The 16,967-nt window shown below is 63.2% G+C and carries 13 protein-coding genes; 6 read left to right on the plus strand and 7 right to left on the minus strand.

All coding sequences use genetic code 11. From position 1 onward, the window contains the following. The first annotated feature begins 35 nt into the window (after positions 1-35). On the plus strand, positions 36-1,268 hold the full coding sequence (locus CSQ91_RS15740; protein ID WP_257217367.1) for a DNA cytosine methyltransferase: 1,233 nt from the start codon (positions 36-38) through the stop codon (positions 1,266-1,268). Between the two features lie 102 nt (positions 1,269-1,370). Here CSQ91_RS15740 and CSQ91_RS15745 read toward each other — a convergent pair whose 3' ends face one another. Genes CSQ91_RS15745 through CSQ91_RS15760 form a run of 4 tightly spaced genes read right to left on the minus strand, consistent with a single transcriptional unit; the run spans position 1,371 to position 4,695 of the window. Continuing rightward, positions 1,371-2,288: an Eco29kI family restriction endonuclease gene (locus tag CSQ91_RS15745; protein ID WP_099388897.1), complete on the minus strand. Its 918-nt coding sequence runs from the start codon at positions 2,286-2,288 to the stop codon at positions 1,371-1,373. 35 nt (positions 2,289-2,323) lie between these two features. Next, positions 2,324-2,857: a GNAT family N-acetyltransferase gene (locus tag CSQ91_RS15750; RefSeq protein WP_218963752.1), complete on the minus strand. Its 534-nt coding sequence runs from the start codon at positions 2,855-2,857 to the stop codon at positions 2,324-2,326. A gap of 8 nt (positions 2,858-2,865) precedes the next feature. Then, positions 2,866-3,384 carry a GNAT family N-acetyltransferase gene (locus tag CSQ91_RS15755; RefSeq protein ID WP_034786527.1) on the minus strand — a complete coding sequence of 173 codons (519 nt, stop codon included), beginning with the start codon at positions 3,382-3,384 and terminating at the stop codon, positions 2,866-2,868. Positions 3,385-3,420: 36 nt separating this feature from the next. Continuing rightward, positions 3,421-4,695, minus strand: coding sequence for an amidohydrolase family protein (locus CSQ91_RS15760; RefSeq protein ID WP_099388898.1), 1,275 nt, complete (start codon positions 4,693-4,695; stop codon positions 3,421-3,423). Between the two features lie 381 nt (positions 4,696-5,076). Here CSQ91_RS15760 and CSQ91_RS15765 point away from each other — a divergent pair, with 381 nt between their 5' ends. From CSQ91_RS15765 to CSQ91_RS15780, 4 genes are all read left to right on the plus strand, one after another. Beyond that, a complete protein-coding gene (locus CSQ91_RS15765) occupies positions 5,077-5,919 on the plus strand; it encodes a phasin family protein (protein ID WP_099388899.1) in 843 nt (280 codons plus the stop codon). A gap of 165 nt (positions 5,920-6,084) precedes the next feature. Beyond that, a complete protein-coding gene (locus tag CSQ91_RS15770) occupies positions 6,085-7,836 on the plus strand; it encodes an ABC transporter ATP-binding protein (RefSeq protein WP_099388900.1) in 1,752 nt (583 codons plus the stop codon). Further along, a complete protein-coding gene (locus tag CSQ91_RS15775) occupies positions 7,826-9,634 on the plus strand; it encodes an ABC transporter ATP-binding protein (RefSeq protein ID WP_099388901.1) in 1,809 nt (602 codons plus the stop codon). Before CSQ91_RS15770 ends, CSQ91_RS15775 begins: the two co-directional genes overlap by 11 nt. A 182-nt stretch (positions 9,635-9,816) precedes the next feature. After that, positions 9,817-11,874, plus strand: a complete 2,058-nt coding sequence (locus CSQ91_RS15780; RefSeq protein ID WP_306508760.1) for a tetratricopeptide repeat-containing diguanylate cyclase — start codon at positions 9,817-9,819, stop codon at positions 11,872-11,874. A gap of 62 nt (positions 11,875-11,936) precedes the next feature. Here CSQ91_RS15780 and CSQ91_RS15785 read toward each other — a convergent pair whose 3' ends face one another. Both CSQ91_RS15785 and CSQ91_RS15790 read right to left on the minus strand, forming a co-directional pair. After that, a complete protein-coding gene (locus tag CSQ91_RS15785) occupies positions 11,937-12,266 on the minus strand; it encodes a hypothetical protein (protein ID WP_034786523.1) in 330 nt (109 codons plus the stop codon). Positions 12,267-12,404: 138 nt separating this feature from the next. After that, positions 12,405-13,709 (minus strand): cytochrome-c peroxidase, encoded by a 1,305-nt coding sequence (locus CSQ91_RS15790; RefSeq protein WP_257217368.1) that lies wholly within the window; start codon positions 13,707-13,709, stop codon positions 12,405-12,407. A gap of 139 nt (positions 13,710-13,848) precedes the next feature. On the opposite strand from CSQ91_RS15790, the gene acpA reads away from it, so the two are divergent. Further along, the gene (acpA, locus tag CSQ91_RS15795) at positions 13,849-15,969 is read left to right on the plus strand and encodes an acid phosphatase (protein WP_257217369.1); all 2,121 of its coding nucleotides are present in this window, start codon (positions 13,849-13,851) and stop codon (positions 15,967-15,969) included. A 57-nt stretch (positions 15,970-16,026) separates the two neighbouring features. Here acpA and CSQ91_RS28960 read toward each other — a convergent pair whose 3' ends face one another. Further along, a complete protein-coding gene (locus CSQ91_RS28960; protein ID WP_180278444.1) occupies positions 16,027-16,953 on the minus strand; it encodes a hypothetical protein in 927 nt (308 codons plus the stop codon). Between the last annotated feature and the right edge of the window lie 14 nt (positions 16,954-16,967).

Consider the following 16,967-nt stretch of genomic DNA (forward strand, 5'->3'; position numbering starts at 1 on the left):
GTACCGAAAAAGCAGCAGCGTTTCAGCCGCCCCAAATGACCATGTATAACACGCCCGCCCTCTTAGTCCCTTCAGACACACTAGTGACAAATGCTCGTACCATTGAGTCAATTGAACTATTCGCAGGGGCGGGAGGACTGGCGCTTGGTTTTTCCAGCAATGATGTTCAGCATCGCGCAGTTGTCGAATGGAACAGCCATGCGTGCAATACCTTGCGCAATAACAAACTTCAGCAGGTGGAACCGATAAGTCATTGGCCTGATGTCATAGAAGGCGACGTACGTGATTTTAACTATACAAGTCATATCAATATCGATCTAATCACCGGAGGCCCACCATGCCAACCTTTTTCCATGGGTGGGAAGCACGGCGGATTTCTCGACGAGAGAGATATGTTCCCGCAAGCGATACGTGCTGTCCGAGAGGCCCGGCCGCGCGCGTTTACCTTTGAAAATGTACAAGGTCTAAAACGTGCGGCATTCGCCGACTACTTCAACTACATCCTTCTGCAACTTGAATTTCCATCACAAATTTCCAAAACGAAAGAGCTGTGGACAGAACACTTGGCAAGGCTGCAAACATACAAGGCCAAGGGGGCGCCGAGCGAATATCATGTCTATCACCGTCTGGTCAATGCCGCCAATTATGGTGTTCCGCAAAAGCGTATGCGTATCTTTTTCGTTGGTTTCAGGGCTGATGTTCACAAGCCTTGGGACTTTCCAGCTGAAACACATAGTAGTGATGCGCTAGTGCTGACAAAATGGGCAAACGGGAGCTACTGGGAACGTCACCGCGTCGCATCCAAGAAGCGTCCGCCGCGGCCCGAAGGCATAGATAAAAAGATCCAAAAAATTCTAGATGCTGATGACGGCGCAAACATGCTTGCCTGGCAAACCGTCAGAGACGCTATCTCAGATCTCCCCGACCCTGAGAGATCCTCCACAAAGGAATTGGAGTTGGCGCAAGCACATCGCTTTCAGCCAGGCGCAAGAGCTTACGCCGGGCATACAGGGAGCCCGATTGATGAACCAGCAAAGGCACTCAAAGCAGGTGACCATGGGGTTCCTGGAGGTGAAAATATGCTACGCCGCACTGACGGCTCAGTTAGGTACTTTACTGTCAGGGAATCAGCACGTATTCAGACCTTCCCTGACAATTTCATATTTGAAGGTACATGGTCTGAGACCATGCGCCAGCTAGGCAACGCGGTTCCTGTAAAGTTAGCGGCAGTAATGGCACGCGGTGTATGCGCACTTCTGCGAGAATAAAAGTGGATCCCAGCATGGCAGGAAGAATGCAAGAGGTTCACCAAAAGCCCCTGCCCTTCCGCCATATTTTAAAGAATAAATCCGAGTCAAAAAATCGCGCCACTACTCTGAAGGGGGCATGACCTCGGCGGCTACCTGATCGAACAAAGCACCACCTTTTGCAGGAGTAAAGAAACGCTCCCGGTTAATCTGACGCATATCGGCCATGATCCGCTCAAAAATTTGATGGACATCTGTGTAAGGCGTATGTACTGACAAGTGACCAGCAATTTGGTCATTGATCACCTCGATCGATTTCTGGTTCTCAAAAGTTCTATCCGCCCATTCTCGTCCTGGATGCATGGTATCCCAGGGTGAGCGTTTATTGACACGCGTATCGGAACTGTCTCCATGCTTCCCAAGACCAAAGCAGATCTTCGTCTCCGAGTTCCAGATCGGCTTGAAAAAGTTGATCAAATAATCTTCGGCCGACTTTTGATACCCGCTTTGCACAATCAAAAAACGACATTCAAAATCTTCAATTTTCAGTGTAGTAGTTGCTTTTCGAATACTGCGGGCATGTTCATTGAGTCGTGCCGATAGCTTTGTTCCTTGAGTTACAGCATCCTTGGCGCCTTGTCGATCAGGGTCAGCTTTTCCCACGTAGATAGGATGATCAGTATCTTTCAATGGTAAGTAAGGTGAAAAATCGCCTCGATAATAGATCGCATACACCCCGGCACCATAAAATTCAGGGATAGCCGCCAACGAATGCCTTTCCTGCGCAACCATGGTCAAGGCTACTACCCTGCCCGCAGTGTTAGGATCGGATGGATCGAAAATCGATTCCGGACGCCAAACGGGGTCCAACCTTTCCGTGGTCGCCTTGATCTCAGACACCGCCCGCTCTAGTTCCAAACGGATTTTCTTGACACTACGGGCATCAGTACCTGCGTCAACATTGGCTATTCGACTGGCTAGATCGTGCAATTCAATAAGCATAGTTTCGAGAGGTGGAACGACTTTTTTACTTGTGGCCATCTATTTCCTTACCCTATTCAATATTTACGTTCGCACTACGAAAACTGGCGAAAATCCTTGCGGTAGACATTCGTCTCCCTGCCATCCGGCGGCAGGCGCGAGAAACGCTCGAAGCGCAGGCCCAGCTTGTTGAGCAGGTTGATCGACGCCTGGTTCTGCTGCGAAGTGATGCCGTACAGGGTGCGCAGGCGCAGCACGTGCTGCGCATGCTGCACGATGGCGGCCGCCGCTTCCCAGGCATAGCCCTGGCCCCAGTAGGCAGGGCGCACGGCATAGCCGATATCGGGGCCGGGCAGGCTGTCGCGGCGCACCAGGCCGGCCATGCCGACAGGCGCGCCGTCGCTGCGGCGCTCGACGATGTACAGCGAATAGCCATGCTCGCGGAACTGCGCCATGGGTCCCGTTTCCAGCGCGGCGCGGGCCGCTTCCAGGGTGTGGATGTTGCGCTGCCCGATGTTGGCGATCCACGACGGGTCGTTGACCAGCTCCATGTAGAAGGCCGCATCGTCCAGGGTAGCGGTGCGCAGGCGCAAGCGGGGCGTCTCGATGACGGTGATCGGCTCTGTCATGGCGCCCCTCATGCCGGCCACTGCATCGGATCGGTCAGCAGCTGGTACATCACGTAGGCATCGACATAGCCCAGCTGCGCATGGTGGTAGGCCAGCGGCAGGGTGGCAACGACCGTGAAGCCCAGTTTTTTCCACAGGGTGACGGCGGCCAGGTTGGTGCTGACGACGAAGTTGAACTGCATCGCCAGATAGCCCGCGCGGCGTGCTTCTTCCATGCAGTGCACGCCCAGCAGGCGGCCCACGCCCACGCCCTGCGCAGCGGGATCGACCATGAACGAGGCATTGGCCACGTGCGATCCATGGCCCGGCTGGTTCGCCACCAGCTTGTACATGCCCAGCAGGCGCTCGCTGCCCATCACGGCGACAAAGCTTTGCACGCCGGGGCCGAACCAGTAGGCATGGCACTCTTCGCGCGTGGTATCGGCGGGGAAGGTATAGGTGTCGCCGCCGGCAACCAGTGTCTGGAAGATCGGCCACATGGCGTCGAAGTCGGCTTCGTTGGCCGGGCGGATATCAATTTCTTTCAAAGCGGTACTCCCGATAACAAGTGATGGATGATTGTATCAGCGCCCCAGGCGAAAATTGACCGTTTCGGGCCGTCCCGGCAGGTGCAGGCGCGATTGCGCGCGGGGCGCCTCGCTGACGACTTTCCCCCGCCGCAGCACCAGGCGCCGCGCCGCGCGCAGGCGCAGCGCTTCCACCGTGGAGCTGCAATCGAGGATCAGCAAGTCCGCATGGCAGCCGGGCGCGATGCCGTAGCCATCGAGGCCCAGGATGCGCGCCGGCGTCTCCGTCACGGCCAGGAAGCAGTCGTGCATGGCTTGCTGGCCCGTCATCTGCGCCACGTGCAAACCCATGTGCGCCACTTCCAGCATGTCGCCCGACCCGAGGCTGTACCACGGGTCCATCACGCAGTCGTGGCCGAAGGCGACGGGAATGCCGGCGGCCAGCATCTCGGGCACGCGCGTCATGCCGCGCCGCTTCGGATACGTGTCGTGGCGCGCCTGCAAAGTAATGTTGATGAGGGGGTTGGCGATGGCCGCCACGCCCGCCTCGCGGATCAGGGACAGCAGTTTGCTGACATAATAATTGTCCATCGAATGCATGGACGTCAGGTGCGACCCCGTCACCCTGCCCTGCATGCCAAGGCGCTGGCTGTGGAAGGCCAGGGTTTCGATGTGGCGCGACAGCGGGTCGTCCGACTCGTCGCAGTGCATGTCGACCATCAAGCCACGTTCACAGGCAAATTCGCACAGCAGGCGCACGGATTCCGCGCCGTCGGCCATGGTGCGCTCGAAATGCGGGATGCCGCCCACCACATCGACGCCCATGGCAATCGCGCGCTTCAGATTGTCGAAGGCGCCGGGACTGCGCAGGATGCCATCCTGCGGGAAGGCCACCAGCTGCAAATCGAGATACGGCGCCACTTGCCGCTTGACGTCGAGCAGCGCTTCAACGGCCAGCAGGCGCGGGTCGCAGATATCCACGTGCGAGCGGATGGCCAGCAAGCCGCGCGCCACGGCCCAGTCGCAATACTGCAAGGCGCGATCCACCAGGGCGTCTTGCGTCAATTGCGGCTTCAGTTCGCCCCACAGGGCAATGCCTTCGAGCAGGGTGCCGGAGGCGTTCACGCGCGGCAAGCCGTAGCTGAGCGTGGCGTCCATGTGGAAGTGGGCGTCGACGAACGGCGGCGTGACGAGGTCGCCGGCGGCGTCGATCTCTTGCGCGCCCGCCACGGGCAAGGCGGGGCCGACGGCGGCGATGCGGCCGCCCTCGATGGCGATATCGATGGCGCGGCGCCCGTCGGGCAGGCTGGCATTGCGGATGACTAGGTCCATGCGGACACTCCTTCTGTTGGCTACTTGGGGGTAATGACATTATTGCCATTACATCTACTTCCGCGCGAATGCTGCAGTGCAAAAATATAGCGACTGGCAAAAACATAGCCATAGAATCACGATGCGCACCTTGCGCGGGCGCAAACATTCGTCAGACAGCAACAAGCTGATGAATACTATGCCGCCATGATAGGGCGGCGCGATAAAAATAACTTTCAACCAACTCGAATCACCGCTAGAATATTCATATTGCGTTGCATCATAAACAGTCTATGATCAGCTATTCAGCGCGCTACCCACTTTACAAAACGCGGCCAACTCTGGTTTTCGGAATTTTGCAGAGCGTTTTGCCAGCATTTTAATCCGTACAAAGGAGTAAATATGTTTCCGCTTCCTGAACAAATTTCCAGCGCCGCCAAGTCGCAACTGGAAAACCAGCTGCAGATCTTCAGCACGCTGACCAGCAAAGTCTTTGAAAGCGCCGAGAAAATCATCGCCCTGAACTTGAACGCAAGCAAGGCCGCCCTGTCGCAGACAGCGGAAACGGCGCAGCACCTGCTGGAAACGCAGGACCCGCGCGACTTCTTCAGCTACAGCAGCAACCAGGCGCAGCCTAACATCGAGAGCGTGCTGGCCTACAGCCGCCAGCTGTTCGGCATCGCCTCGAGCACCCAGGCGGAATTGCTGGCCTCGGCCAAGGCCCGCCTCGATGCTGCCGCCCCTGCCGCCGCATCCGCCCCTGTCGCCGCCAAGCCGGCGCCGGCCGCCGTACCGGCACCTGCCGCTGCCCCTGTCGCTGCACCTGCGCCAGCAGCGGCCCCAGCGCCCGTTGCCGCCAAGCCTGCCGAAGTGGCCAAGCCTGTCGCCAAGCCAGCGCCCGCGCCTGTCGCCGCACCGGCAGCCAAGCCAGCGGCAGCGCCTGCCAAGGTGGCAGAGAAGGCCGCCGACAAGCCCGCCGTGAAAGCGGTCGAAGCCAAACCGGTTGCCAAGCCTGAAGCGGCCAAGCCCGCACCGGCACCCGCCGCCGCGCCAGCGAAAGCCGCCGCGCCAGCACCGGCCACACCAGCCACCAAGCCGGCCAGCGCCGCCGGCAAGAGCGTGGCCAAGGCCGCCGTGAAGCACGTGCCAGCGCCAGCCGCCAAGCCGGCAGCCAAGGCTGCGCCCAAGGGCACGCCATCGAAACAGCTCGACATGCTGGGCGGCAAAGGCAGCGGCCGCAAGTAAGCGTCGCGCACGCCACTGACGCAGCAAAACAACGGGCTACGGCCCGTTTTTTGCGTGCCCGTCCACAGCGCGCTTTTCTACCTTGTTGTATCCTACGCGTACTTTCCGTCCGCGTGCCCGTCCTTCCGCCCCGCGACACCCCATTACTAAAAACAAAAGGTAACCATGAGTTTATCGAGGCTCATCGCCGGCTTCGTGCGTCAGCATTGGCCGGCGTATGCCGCCGCTGCCGTCATGCTGACAGGCGTGGCAACACTGACCGTCTGGATCCCGCGCCGCGTGGGCGCCATCATCGACGCATTGGCCGCGCACCGCATGACGGCTGCCGAACTGTGGCTTGAGCTGCTGACCCTGCTCGCCGTCGGCGTCGTCATCTATTTCCTGCGCGTGGGCTGGCGCATCACCCTGTTCAAGGCCGCCTACCAGCTGGGCGTGATGCTGCGCACGCGTTTCTACACGCGCATGTCGCAGCAGGGCGCGTCGTTCTACCAGAACCAGCGCACGGGCGACCTGATGGCGCTGGCGACGAACGACATCGACGCCATCGAAATGGCCGCCGGCGAAGCCATGCTGGCCGGCTTCGACGGCACATTGACCTTGCTGATGGTGCTGGGCATCATGCTGCTGGGCGTGGACTGGCGCCTGGCCTGCATCGCCCTCTTGCCCTTCCCGCTGATGGGACTGGCCTTCTGGCGCATTTCCAGCCATATCCACACGGCGTCGACGGATTCATTGAAGCGCTTTTCCGCGCTGAACGACCATGTGCAGGAATCGCTGTCGGGCGTGCGCACCCTGCGTGCGCTGGGCCTGGAAGAACGCAGCAGCCAGCAATTCTCCACCCTGGCCGGCCACGCGGCGAACGCCAGCCTGACGGCGCAGCGCTGGGAAGCGGCATACGAACCGGCCGTCGGCCTGACGCTGACGGCCGCCACGGCGCTGACCCTGGGCCTGGGCGGCTACCTCGTATGGCAAGACCAGCTGACCATCGGCGCGCTGACGAGCTTTTCCATGTACCTGGGCCAGCTGATCTGGCCCATGTTCGCCGCCGGCTGGGTGCTCTCCCTGATCGAACGGGGCCGTGCCGCCTGGCAGCGCTTGCAGCCGATGCTCGATGCGCCGCTGGCCATCGACGACCATGGCACCATCGCCACCCTCACGCCCGGGCCCCTGCAATTGCAGGACGTCGGCTTTGCCTACGCGGGCCAGACGGCGCCCGCGCTGTCTGGCATCTCGCTGCGCCTGGAGCCGGGCCAGACCCTGGGCCTGGTGGGCCCGACGGGCAGCGGCAAGTCGACCCTGCTGCGGGTGCTGCTGCGCCAGGTCACGCCGCAATCGGGCACGGCGACGTGGAGCGGCCAGCCGCTGGACGCGTATACCTTACACGCGCTGCGCGCTGCCATCAGCTGGGTGCCGCAGGAATCGTTCCTGTTTTCCGCCACCATCGCCGACAATATCGCCCTGGCCCGTCCCGGCGCCACGCGCGAAGAAGTGGAGCGGGCGGCGCAGCTGGCCGACATCCATGCCGATATCCTGCAATTCCCCGACGGCTATGCCACCCACGTGGGCGAGAAAGGCATCACCCTGTCCGGCGGCCAGCGCCAGCGCGTGGCGATTGCCCGGGCTCTGCTGGCCGACAACGGTTTGCTGCTGCTCGATGACGCGCTGTCCGCCGTCGACACTGGTACGGAAACGCGCATCCTGCAGCACCTGGAAGAACTGCGCCGCAAGCGCCCCGAGCGCAGCGCCATCATCGCCAGCCACCGCCTGAGCGCCGTCGTCAACGCGGACCTGATCCTGGTGCTGCGCGACGGCCACGTCACGGAAACGGGCAACCACGACGCGCTGATGCAGCGCGACGGCTGGTATGCCAGCCAGTGGCGCTATCAACAACTGGAGGCCAGCCTCGATGCCATCTAAGACCGAACAAGCCACCACCGCCACGCAATCCGTGCGCCGCCAGGCCGCGCAAGCCATCGGCCTGCTGCGCCGCGCCGCCGCGCCCGACCTGCGCCATTTATACTGGGCCACGTTCTGGCTGATCCTCGCCGCCGCCCTGGAAGTGACGGGCCCCATTCTGGGCAAGGCCCTGATCGACCAGCATCTGCTGCCGCGCAACCTGGACTGGACGCGCATGGCATTGCTGCTGGGCGGCTGCCTGCTGACGGGCTGGGTCGCTTCCGGGCTGCGCTACCTGCAGCTGGTGCGCCTGTCCGGCCTGGCCATGCGCTCGGTGCAGCGCCTGCGCGAAACCGTCTACCAGCACGTGCTGCGCCTGCCCATGGCCTTCTTTGACCGCGCCATCACGGGGCAACTGGTCAGCCGGGTCACCAACGACACGGAAGCGGTGAAATCGCTGTACGTGCAAGTGCTGTTCGTCATCCTCGACAGCTCCATCGTCCTGGTCGGCACCATGGCCGCCATGGCCTTCCTCGACTGGCGTTTGATGCTGATCGTGCTGGCCCTGCTGCCGGCCGTGCTGGTCATCGTCTTCCTGTACCAGCGCTGGAGCGCGCCGGCCGTCACGCGCGCGCGCGCCCTGCGCAGCGAGATCAACGGCCAGATCGCCGAATCGATCGGCGGCATGAGCGTGCTGCAGGCGAATAACGCGGAAAAGCGCTTCGGCGCGCGCTTCACGGGCATCAACCAGGACCACTACACGGCGCGCATGCAGGAATTGCGCGCCAACGCCTGGCTGCTGCGCCCCGCGCTCGACATGCTCAACATCGTGCTGCTGGCCGTCGTCATCTTCAGCTTCGGCCGGCGCGAGATGGGCGCCGTCGAAGTGGGCGTGCTGTACGCGTTCATCAGCTACATCGCGCGCGTGATCGAACCCTTGATCCAGATCACCATGCAGTTCAGCCAGTTGCAACAGTCGGTGGTGGCCACGGCCCGCGTCTCGGCCCTGCTGGACGAAGCGCAGGCGCTCGAGCATGCACAGGGAAGGGAAACACCGGCCCTGCGGCAGACGAAAGAGGGCAGCGACCTGCCCGCCGTGGACATCCAGAACCTGACGTTCGCCTACGTGGAAAACCAGCCCGTGCTGCACGACCTGTCGCTGACGATTCCGCAAGGCGCCTTCTTCGGCATCGTCGGCCATACGGGCAGCGGCAAGTCGACCCTGCTCTCCTTGCTGCTGCGCTTTTACCCCGTCACGCGGGGCAGCATCGCCATCAATGGCGTGGCCCTTGACAGCATCGACAACGAGCACTTCCGCGCCGACGTGGGCCTGGTGCCGCAAGACCCCTTCCTGCTGGCGGCCTCGGCGCGCGAAAACATCGACATGGGCCGCGGCTACACGCAGGCGCAGATCGAGACGGCCGCCCGCGCCGCGCATGCGCACGATTTCATCGCCGCGCTGGAACACGGCTACGACACGCCGCTGGGCGAAAGCGGCTCGCGCCTGTCGTCGGGGCAGAAGCAGCTGATCGCGATTGCCCGCGCACTGGCCGGCCAGCCGCGCATCCTGCTACTCGACGAAGCGACGTCGCGCATCGATAGCCAGACGGAGCAGATCGTGCAGCAGGCCCTCAACGAGTTGCGCGGCAAGGTCACCATCATCGCCATCGCCCACCGCCTGTCGACCATCCGCGAGGCCGACCGCATCATCGTGCTGAACCACGGCCGCATCACGGAAGCGGGACCGCACGATGCCCTGATGCAGATCGAAGGCGGCCTGTACCAGCGCCTGTACCTGCTGCAGCAGCTGGCGCAGTAAGGGGGCCTTGTCAATGCCGGCAGTGTGCACTTTCGCAAATTTCTGTACCCCGCATGATATTTCTTGATTGCAACAGAATATAATCTGTTACAGACAGGTGTCATTGCGGGAGCGGGACGTTGGCAGGCAGACAGAATCGGGCATCATGGCGAAAGGCGCATTGGCTGCTGGTACTGGCCTGCTTGCTGCCGCCCGCCAGCCATGCCCAGGTCAACAAGCTGGAGCAGCATATTGCCGCCGTGCGCGAGGATGGCCGCTTCGTCCCCGCGCGCGCCCTGCAGCGCCTGGAGGAGGTGGAAACGCAGGCGCGCAACGCTCCCCTGCTGGTGCGCGCGGAATTCCTGACACAGCTGAGTACCGTGCGCATGCGCCTGGGACAGAACGATATCGCCATGCGGCTGGCCGAGGAACTGATCGCCTACGCCCGCCAGAACAAGAGCGACGTGGCGCTAGCGAAAGGCATTCTCTGCAAGGCCTATGTCACGTTCGCCATGAACGAGCGCCGCGCCTCGCACCTGCTGGCCTTTGAGGCGGAACGCATCGCCAACCGCACGGACGACCTGCCCGTGCGCGTGCAGGCCACCATCAGCGCGGGCCAGTCCTGGGCCGAGGAAGGCAATTTCCCGTTTGCGCTGGCCAAGCTGCAGGCGGCCGTCGACCTGGCGCGCCAGAGCAACTCCCCCTCCAGCCTGGCCGCCGCGCTGAATGCCCTCACCCTGCTGTACACGCAGATGCGCGAATACGACAAGGGCTTCGAGGTGCTCGACGAATTGCTGGCCGTATCCGGCACCCTGGCATCGCCGGGCCGCATGGCGCAGGCCAAGAATACGGAATACGGGCTGGCGCTCGACGCGCAGCAGCCGCAGCGGGGCCAGCGCGCCCTGCTGGCGGCCCTGGCGCTGGAACGCCAGCTGGGCGCGCGCGGCATGGTCGCCGTCACCCTCGTCAATCTGTCGGACAGCTATCTGAAGGAAGGCGACTACGCGCGCGCCCTGCGCTTTGCGAATGAAGCCATCACGGCGGCGCGCCTGGTCAACAATGAACAGGTGGAGGCGACGGCGCGCCTGAACATCGGCCAGGCGCTGATCGGCCAGGGACGTTTACAAGAAGGCAAGCAAAGCGTGGCCACGGGCCTGGCCTACTACGAACGCACGGCCAACCAGCCGGAAATGCAGGCCGTGATGCTGGAATACGGCATGGCGCTGGAAAAGGCAGGCGACCTGCGCGGCGCCGTCACGGCGTATCACCGCGAACGGGGGATCTCGAACCAGCTGTTCGAGAAGCAGCGGCAAAAGGCCGTATATGAGCTGCAGGAAAAGTATGAGGCGGAAAAGAAACAGCGCCAGATCGAGCTGCTGAGCCGCGAGAATCAGATCAAGAGCACGGAAATCGACAACCGCCGCCTGCAGCAGCGCGTATGGTGGCTGCTGGCGCTGGTACTGGCCATGGCCTCCGTCATCGTCGGTTTGCTGTACCGCAAGGTGCGCCACGCGAACGTGCAGCTGAAGGTGAAAAATCAGGAACTCAAGCGCCAGAGCTCGCGCGACCCGCTGACGGCCCTGTACAACCGCCGCCATTTCCAGGAATTCATGCGCAGCCATGCGGGCAAGCCGCAGCCGTCGTATGGCGGCGCCGATGTCGTGGGTGCGCTGTTCCTGCTCGACGTCGACCATTTCAAGCACATCAACGACGCTTACGGCCATGCGGCAGGCGACCTGGTGCTGACGACGATCGCCGAAACCCTGCACGAAGTGCTGCGCGAAACGGACATGATCGTGCGCTGGGGTGGCGAAGAATTCCTCGCCTTCCTGCCAGCCGTCGCGCGCGACGGACTCGACGATATCGCGCGGCGCATCCTCAACGGCATGGCGGCGCAAAGCATCCACTACCAGGGGCAAGCCATCAAGGTACACGTGTCCGTGGGCTTTGCGCCCTATCCGCTGGCGCCGCTGGGACGGCCGCTCACGTGGGAGCGCAGCGTCAACCTGATCGACATGGCGCTGTACCTGGCCAAGGCGCACGGGCGCAACCGGGCGTATGGCTTGCGCGGTTTTCAGCAGGTGGAAAGAACGACCCTGGAAGCGGTGGAGCAAGACCTGGAACGCGCGTGGCGCGACGGCTTTGTCGATTTGAGCGTGGTACTGGGGGGCGCGGACGGAGTGGATAAAACGGAGACGGCGGGGAAGAAGAGGCCAGGCGGCCAGGCCAGCGATGGCGTCGCCGCAGCCGCCATCACCTGACGACAGCTGCGGGGGCCGGGCCGGGCCGGAAGTGGCCGGCCCTGGCGCGCTTGCTACGATGATTACTTGTGCGCGGATTCCTGCATCTTTTCGCCGGCTTTTTCCACTTTCTTGCCGACGGCATCGGCCGCTTCGCTCATTTTCTTGTCGGCGTCAGCGGCGACCTGGTCCATCTTGGCGCCCGTATCGGCAGCGGCCTGGCTCACGGCAGCGTCAGCTTTGGTCGCGGCGGCCTTGATGTCGGCTTCAGCCTTGGCAGCGGCCGCATCGATCTTCTGGCCAGCCTGTTCAGCAGGGCCTGCAGCGACATCGTCCTTCTTCTGGCAGGCAGCCAGTGCCACAACCATCATCCCGGCGGCGCACACGGTCATCCAATTTTTGCTTACTTTCATGATATTCCCTTTCATTGTTATCAAAAGACACAGATCAGTTCGCAATATACACCTGCCTAAAATTTTCTAGCGTGCGCTAACGCACATAAAAACAGGCTTTTGTGGCGTAGTTGTAAGCAATGGTATCTTGATATCTTTTCAGCCATTTTTTCCCTGTGCCGGGCGGGGTGCCTGATAGCCATCCGTCAGGGTATGCAGGAAGGCGATCACGTCGGCGATCTCCGTTTCGTTCAGGGCGGGCGCCTGGCCCGGCTGGCGGTCGAATGGCGCTTCCACGTTCACGTTCGCCACCAGGCCGGGCGGCAAGTCGTCGTATTTGCGCACCTTGCCGTGCTTATCTGCCGGATACCATTTTTGCGGCGCCGTATCGCGCTGCACGTAAAAACGCAGCACCTGCTCCAGGCTGTCAAAGCTGCCATTGTGGAAAAACACCTTGCGCAGGGCGACGTTGCGCAAGGATGGCGTCTTGAAGCTGCCGCAGTATTCCTTGTGCTCCATCAAGTCGGTGCGATCCGGGCCGCACAAGCCCATGTCGAAAAACGCCGGGTCCGCATTGACGGGCAGCTTGCCATTGCGCGGCACGCCGATATTGATCAAGCCGTAATCCGTAAATTGGGGAAAGGCGCCGCCGGCACTCACCTGGCTGATATGGCAGGACGCGCAATTGCCCTTGCGCTCATCATTGAACAGGGCCAGGCCGCGCGCTTCCTGCGGGCTCAAGCTGGCTTGCTTGCGCAGCACGGCGTCGTACTTGCTCGTGTATGGATAGAAATCCAACGGGCTTTCCTGGAACACTTCCAGCGACATCAGCGCCCAGCGCAGCGCCTGGCCCGGCTGTTCGAAGATATCCGCGCCATACGTCTGGCGGAACTGCGCCGCCAGAGGGCCGGCCCGCAACTTGGCGACGACGGCGGCCGCATCGCGGTTGCCCATCTCGCGCGGCGACAGCAACGGCGCCAGCGCCTGTTCGTGGCCGGACTGGGCACGGCCATCCCAGTTGCGCCCGCCCGTGGGGCCCGCGTCGACGCTGTCGTCGCCATCGTCGTCATGGAAATGCTCGGTAAAGGCGGGCGCCGTCTGCAGGTAGCGCAGCGACGGTGCGGCCCGCGTGCCCGCATCCTTCAGTTCGGGGCCGCCCAGCTGCACCGCCAGGGCATTTGGCGGGCCATACGCGTGATCCGGACTGTGGCAGCTGGCGCACGCCATCTTCCCCGACACGGACAGGCTGGGCGCGAAAAACATGGCGCGGCCCATGGCCGTCATCTGGGCCACGGAAGGCTGGCGTTGCAGGGTGGGGGCGTATGCGCCCGACAGATAGGCGGGCTTGGTTGCGGCTTCTTTCTGCGCTGCCGGATGGCAGGCGGCCAGCAGGCAGGCAGCCACGGCGGCAAGCAGCAGGGAGGGATTCGTATTCATCATGGGCTGGCAGCGTAGCAACGGCATGTGACAGCTGCGTGACAAAACCCTGCAAAACCTCATGTATCAAGTCCGTACATTACGTCATGTAACAGGCGCTGACATGTCACGCAGCTGACATATTGCCTGCCTAGCATGCGACGTTTTCCACCCAGAAGGCATGAAAATGAACTTGCACGCAAAAACCTCTTTACGGCCCCTGCCGTTGTTACTGACGCTGGGCCTGGCCGCCTGCGGCAGCAACTATGCGATCACGCCCAGCACCCAGGGCCAGGTGATCGGCAGCTACTATGAAAACGCCCAGGTGTGCCTGGAAAGCGCCACCGCCAGACTCACGTGCGACAGCGCCTCCGCCGCCGTGCGCACGGCCGCCGACGGCAGCTACACGCTCGGCGGCCAGGGCGCCGTGCTGGTGACCATCGGCACGGATGCCATCCGCCATGACGCCATCGGCGACGTGGGCAGCAAGGTGACGCAAAAACTGCTGCTGCGCGCCCCCGCCGGGCACAGCGGTTTCGTCAGCGCCCTGTCGACGGAACTGGCGCAAGTCATGGACGGCAACGGCGGCGACTTTGCGGCCGCCAGCAGCAAGCTGGCCGCGCGCCTGGGCGTGTCGGAAGCGGGCCTGGCGTCCGACTTCAACAAGGCCAGCGGCGACGAGCTGGCGAAACTGAAGGCGGAAAACGCCAGCGTGACGGCATTCATCGCCAGCGCCAGCGCGCAGGCGGCGCCCGCCGACGCGCTGGCGGCACTGAACGGCGCCCTGGCGCTGAACAATATCCAGACCATCGTCGTCATCTATGCGGAAAACCGCGGCTTCGACAATCTGTACGGCCTGTTCCCGGGCGCGAACGGCGTGCCGGGCGTGAACCCCACGTCGACCTCCGCCTACGTGCCGCAGAAGGACGTCGACGGCAGCACCCTGCCCGTGCTGCCGCCCACCTGGGGCGGCATGACGGCGGCAGGCCAGAGTACCGTCATCACCCAGGCGCAATCGGCCAACCTGCCGAACAAGCCGTTCCAGATCGACGACGCCAACAGCCCCCTGTACCTGCCGCAATCGGTCATCACGCGCGACCTGGTCCACCGCTTCTACAACAACCAGATGCAGATCAACGGCGGCGCCAACGACAAGTTCGCCGCGTATTCCGATGCGGGCGGTTTGAGCATGGGCTATTACGACGGCAGCAAGATGCAGCTGTGGGACATCGCCAAACAGTATGCGCTGGCCGACAATCTGTTCATCGGCGCCTTTGGCGGCTCCTTCCTCACGCACCAGTACCTGATCTGCGCCTGCGCGCCCACCTATCCGAACGCGGACACCTCGGTGGCCAAGGGCTCGATCGCGAAGATCGACGTCGACGCCAACGGCAACTTCCTGCGCCTGACGCCGTCCGCCACGGCGCCAAGCACCGTCCTGAACGGCGCGCCTGCCTATGCCAACGACGGCGCGCTGACGCCGGCCGACAGCACGGGCATGTTCTACGCCGTCAATACCATGCAGCCGCCATTCCAGCCCAGCAGCAACGCGCCCGCCTCGGGCGACGGCAGCAAGCTGTATGCGGACACGGGCAAGGCCACCACCCTGCCGCCGCAAACGCAGACGAATATCGGCGACTTGCTCTCTGGCAAGAACATCGACTGGGCCTGGTATGCGGGCGCCTGGAAGGACACGACGGCCCTGGCCACGGCCAGCGCGCGCGCCGGCAGCTTCCCGAATCCGCCGAACTTCCAGTTCCACCACCAGCCCTTCAATTACTTTGCGAATATGGACCCCGTGAAGGCGCCCGCCTACCGCGCCGCCCACCTGCGCGACTTCGACAGCCAGTTCCTGGCCGACGCCAGCGCCGGCAAGCTGCCGCCCGTCGCCTTCTACAAGCCGCAGGGCAACCTGAACCAGCACGCGGGCTACGCCAGCGTGGCCGACGGCGACGCGCACATCGCCGGCGTCATCGCCCAGCTGAAAAAGAGTCCCCAGTGGAAGAACATGCTGGTCATCGTCACCTACGATGAAAACGGCGGATTTTATGACCACGCCGCGCCGCCGAAGGGCGACCGCTGGGGTCCGGGCACGCGCGTGCCGGCCATCCTCGTTTCGCCCTACGTGAAAAAGGGATTAGTTGACCATACGCAATATGATTCGGCGTCCATCCTGCGCGCCATCACGCACCGCTTCGCCCTGCCCGTACTCGATGGCTTGAGCACGCGCGACAAGGCACTGGTGGCCCATGGCGGCAAGCCGATGGGCGACTTCAGCGCGGCGCTGGCGCTGGTGCCGCAAGAGTAAGGCTGAGTAAAATTCGCCCACCCGGCTTGACCCCGGCGGGCGTTTTACATGTTGGCGCTACTGGCCGGGGGACGCATCGAGCAGCGAACGTTCGAGCAATTGCGACAACGCCGTGCGCAGCGCCTGCGTGCGCGCCGCCAGTTCCGGCCGCTTGTAGCGTTCGGCGGCGATCAGGCTGTTTTCCAGGCACACCCGGTCCGAACGCGCCAGGCAGGCGTCGGCCAGGTCGAGCTGGGCGCTGGCCAGCGCCACTTTCACCTTGGCGTCGAGTTCCAGCGTGTCGGGATCGTCGCCCCAGCGCTTGACGTGCACGGCCAGGCGCGTGGCGGCCAGCTCCGGCTTACCCGCGTCGAGGGCCTGGTTGACGCTGCCTTGCAGCGCCAGCCACGCCTGCGCCCGCTGCTGTTGCCTGTCGCAGGTAGCGGCGGACTTGGTGATGCTTGCCTGCAAGCGCTTGATCTGCGCGGCGGGCGCCTTGGCGCTTTTCAGCACGGCCAGCGCGCTGCGTGCCCCGTCCAGGTCGCACTGCGCCGCCAGCGCAGTGGCGGCCTCGACCTGTTCCGCCACGCTGGCAGGCTTGTCGGCGGGCTTGTTGAAAAACCAGATACCGGTCAGCACCACTGCCGCCGCGATCCATGTGCGCAAGCGCACGGGCGGGCGCGGCGGCGGCACCGAGCCCCTGGTAGCAGGCTTGGCGGGCGGCGCCTTGGCTGGCGCAGCTGCCGGCGCGGCAGGCGCTGGCGGGATTGCCTGGGGAACGGGTGCGGGCTGCGGCACGGGGGTGGGCACAGGAATGGGCGGAGCCGCGGGCACCGGCGGCGGCATGCGCGGCATGCGCGGCATGCGCGGCGGCGCTACGGCTTTCTCCAGAACAGGCGCTTGCGCCATCTGGCGCGCGCCGCAAAACGGGCAATGCGCCACGCGCAGCGGCAAGGTCCGGCCGCAAGCGGCGTTGATGCAAACGTCATTCACTGTTTCAAGCACATTCCAACCTTTTC

The sequence above is a fragment of the Janthinobacterium sp. BJB301 genome, from assembly GCF_002735685.1.
Taxonomy (GTDB): Bacteria; Pseudomonadota; Gammaproteobacteria; order Burkholderiales; family Burkholderiaceae_D; genus Janthinobacterium; species Janthinobacterium lividum.

Bases quoted from the DNA above. Each gene is read 5' to 3' on its own strand.
- CSQ91_RS15790 (WP_257217368.1), bottom strand. From the start codon at position 13,709: ATGCCGTTGCTACGCTGCCAGCCCATGATGAATACGAATCCCTCCCTG.
- CSQ91_RS15785 (WP_034786523.1), bottom strand. From the start codon at position 12,266: ATGAAAGTAAGCAAAAATTGGATGACCGTGTGCGCCGCCGGGATGATG.
- CSQ91_RS15775 (WP_099388901.1), top strand. From the start codon at position 7,826: ATGCCATCTAAGACCGAACAAGCCACCACCGCCACGCAATCCGTGCGC.
- CSQ91_RS15770 (WP_099388900.1), top strand. From the start codon at position 6,085: ATGAGTTTATCGAGGCTCATCGCCGGCTTCGTGCGTCAGCATTGGCCG.
- CSQ91_RS15760 (WP_099388898.1), bottom strand. From the start codon at position 4,695: ATGGACCTAGTCATCCGCAATGCCAGCCTGCCCGACGGGCGCCGCGCC.
- CSQ91_RS15750 (WP_218963752.1), bottom strand. From the start codon at position 2,857: ATGACAGAGCCGATCACCGTCATCGAGACGCCCCGCTTGCGCCTGCGC.
- CSQ91_RS15765 (WP_099388899.1), top strand. From the start codon at position 5,077: ATGTTTCCGCTTCCTGAACAAATTTCCAGCGCCGCCAAGTCGCAACTG.
- CSQ91_RS15740 (WP_257217367.1), top strand. From the start codon at position 36: ATGACCATGTATAACACGCCCGCCCTCTTAGTCCCTTCAGACACACTA.
- acpA (WP_257217369.1), top strand. From the start codon at position 13,849: ATGAACTTGCACGCAAAAACCTCTTTACGGCCCCTGCCGTTGTTACTG.
- CSQ91_RS15745 (WP_099388897.1), bottom strand. From the start codon at position 2,288: ATGGCCACAAGTAAAAAAGTCGTTCCACCTCTCGAAACTATGCTTATT.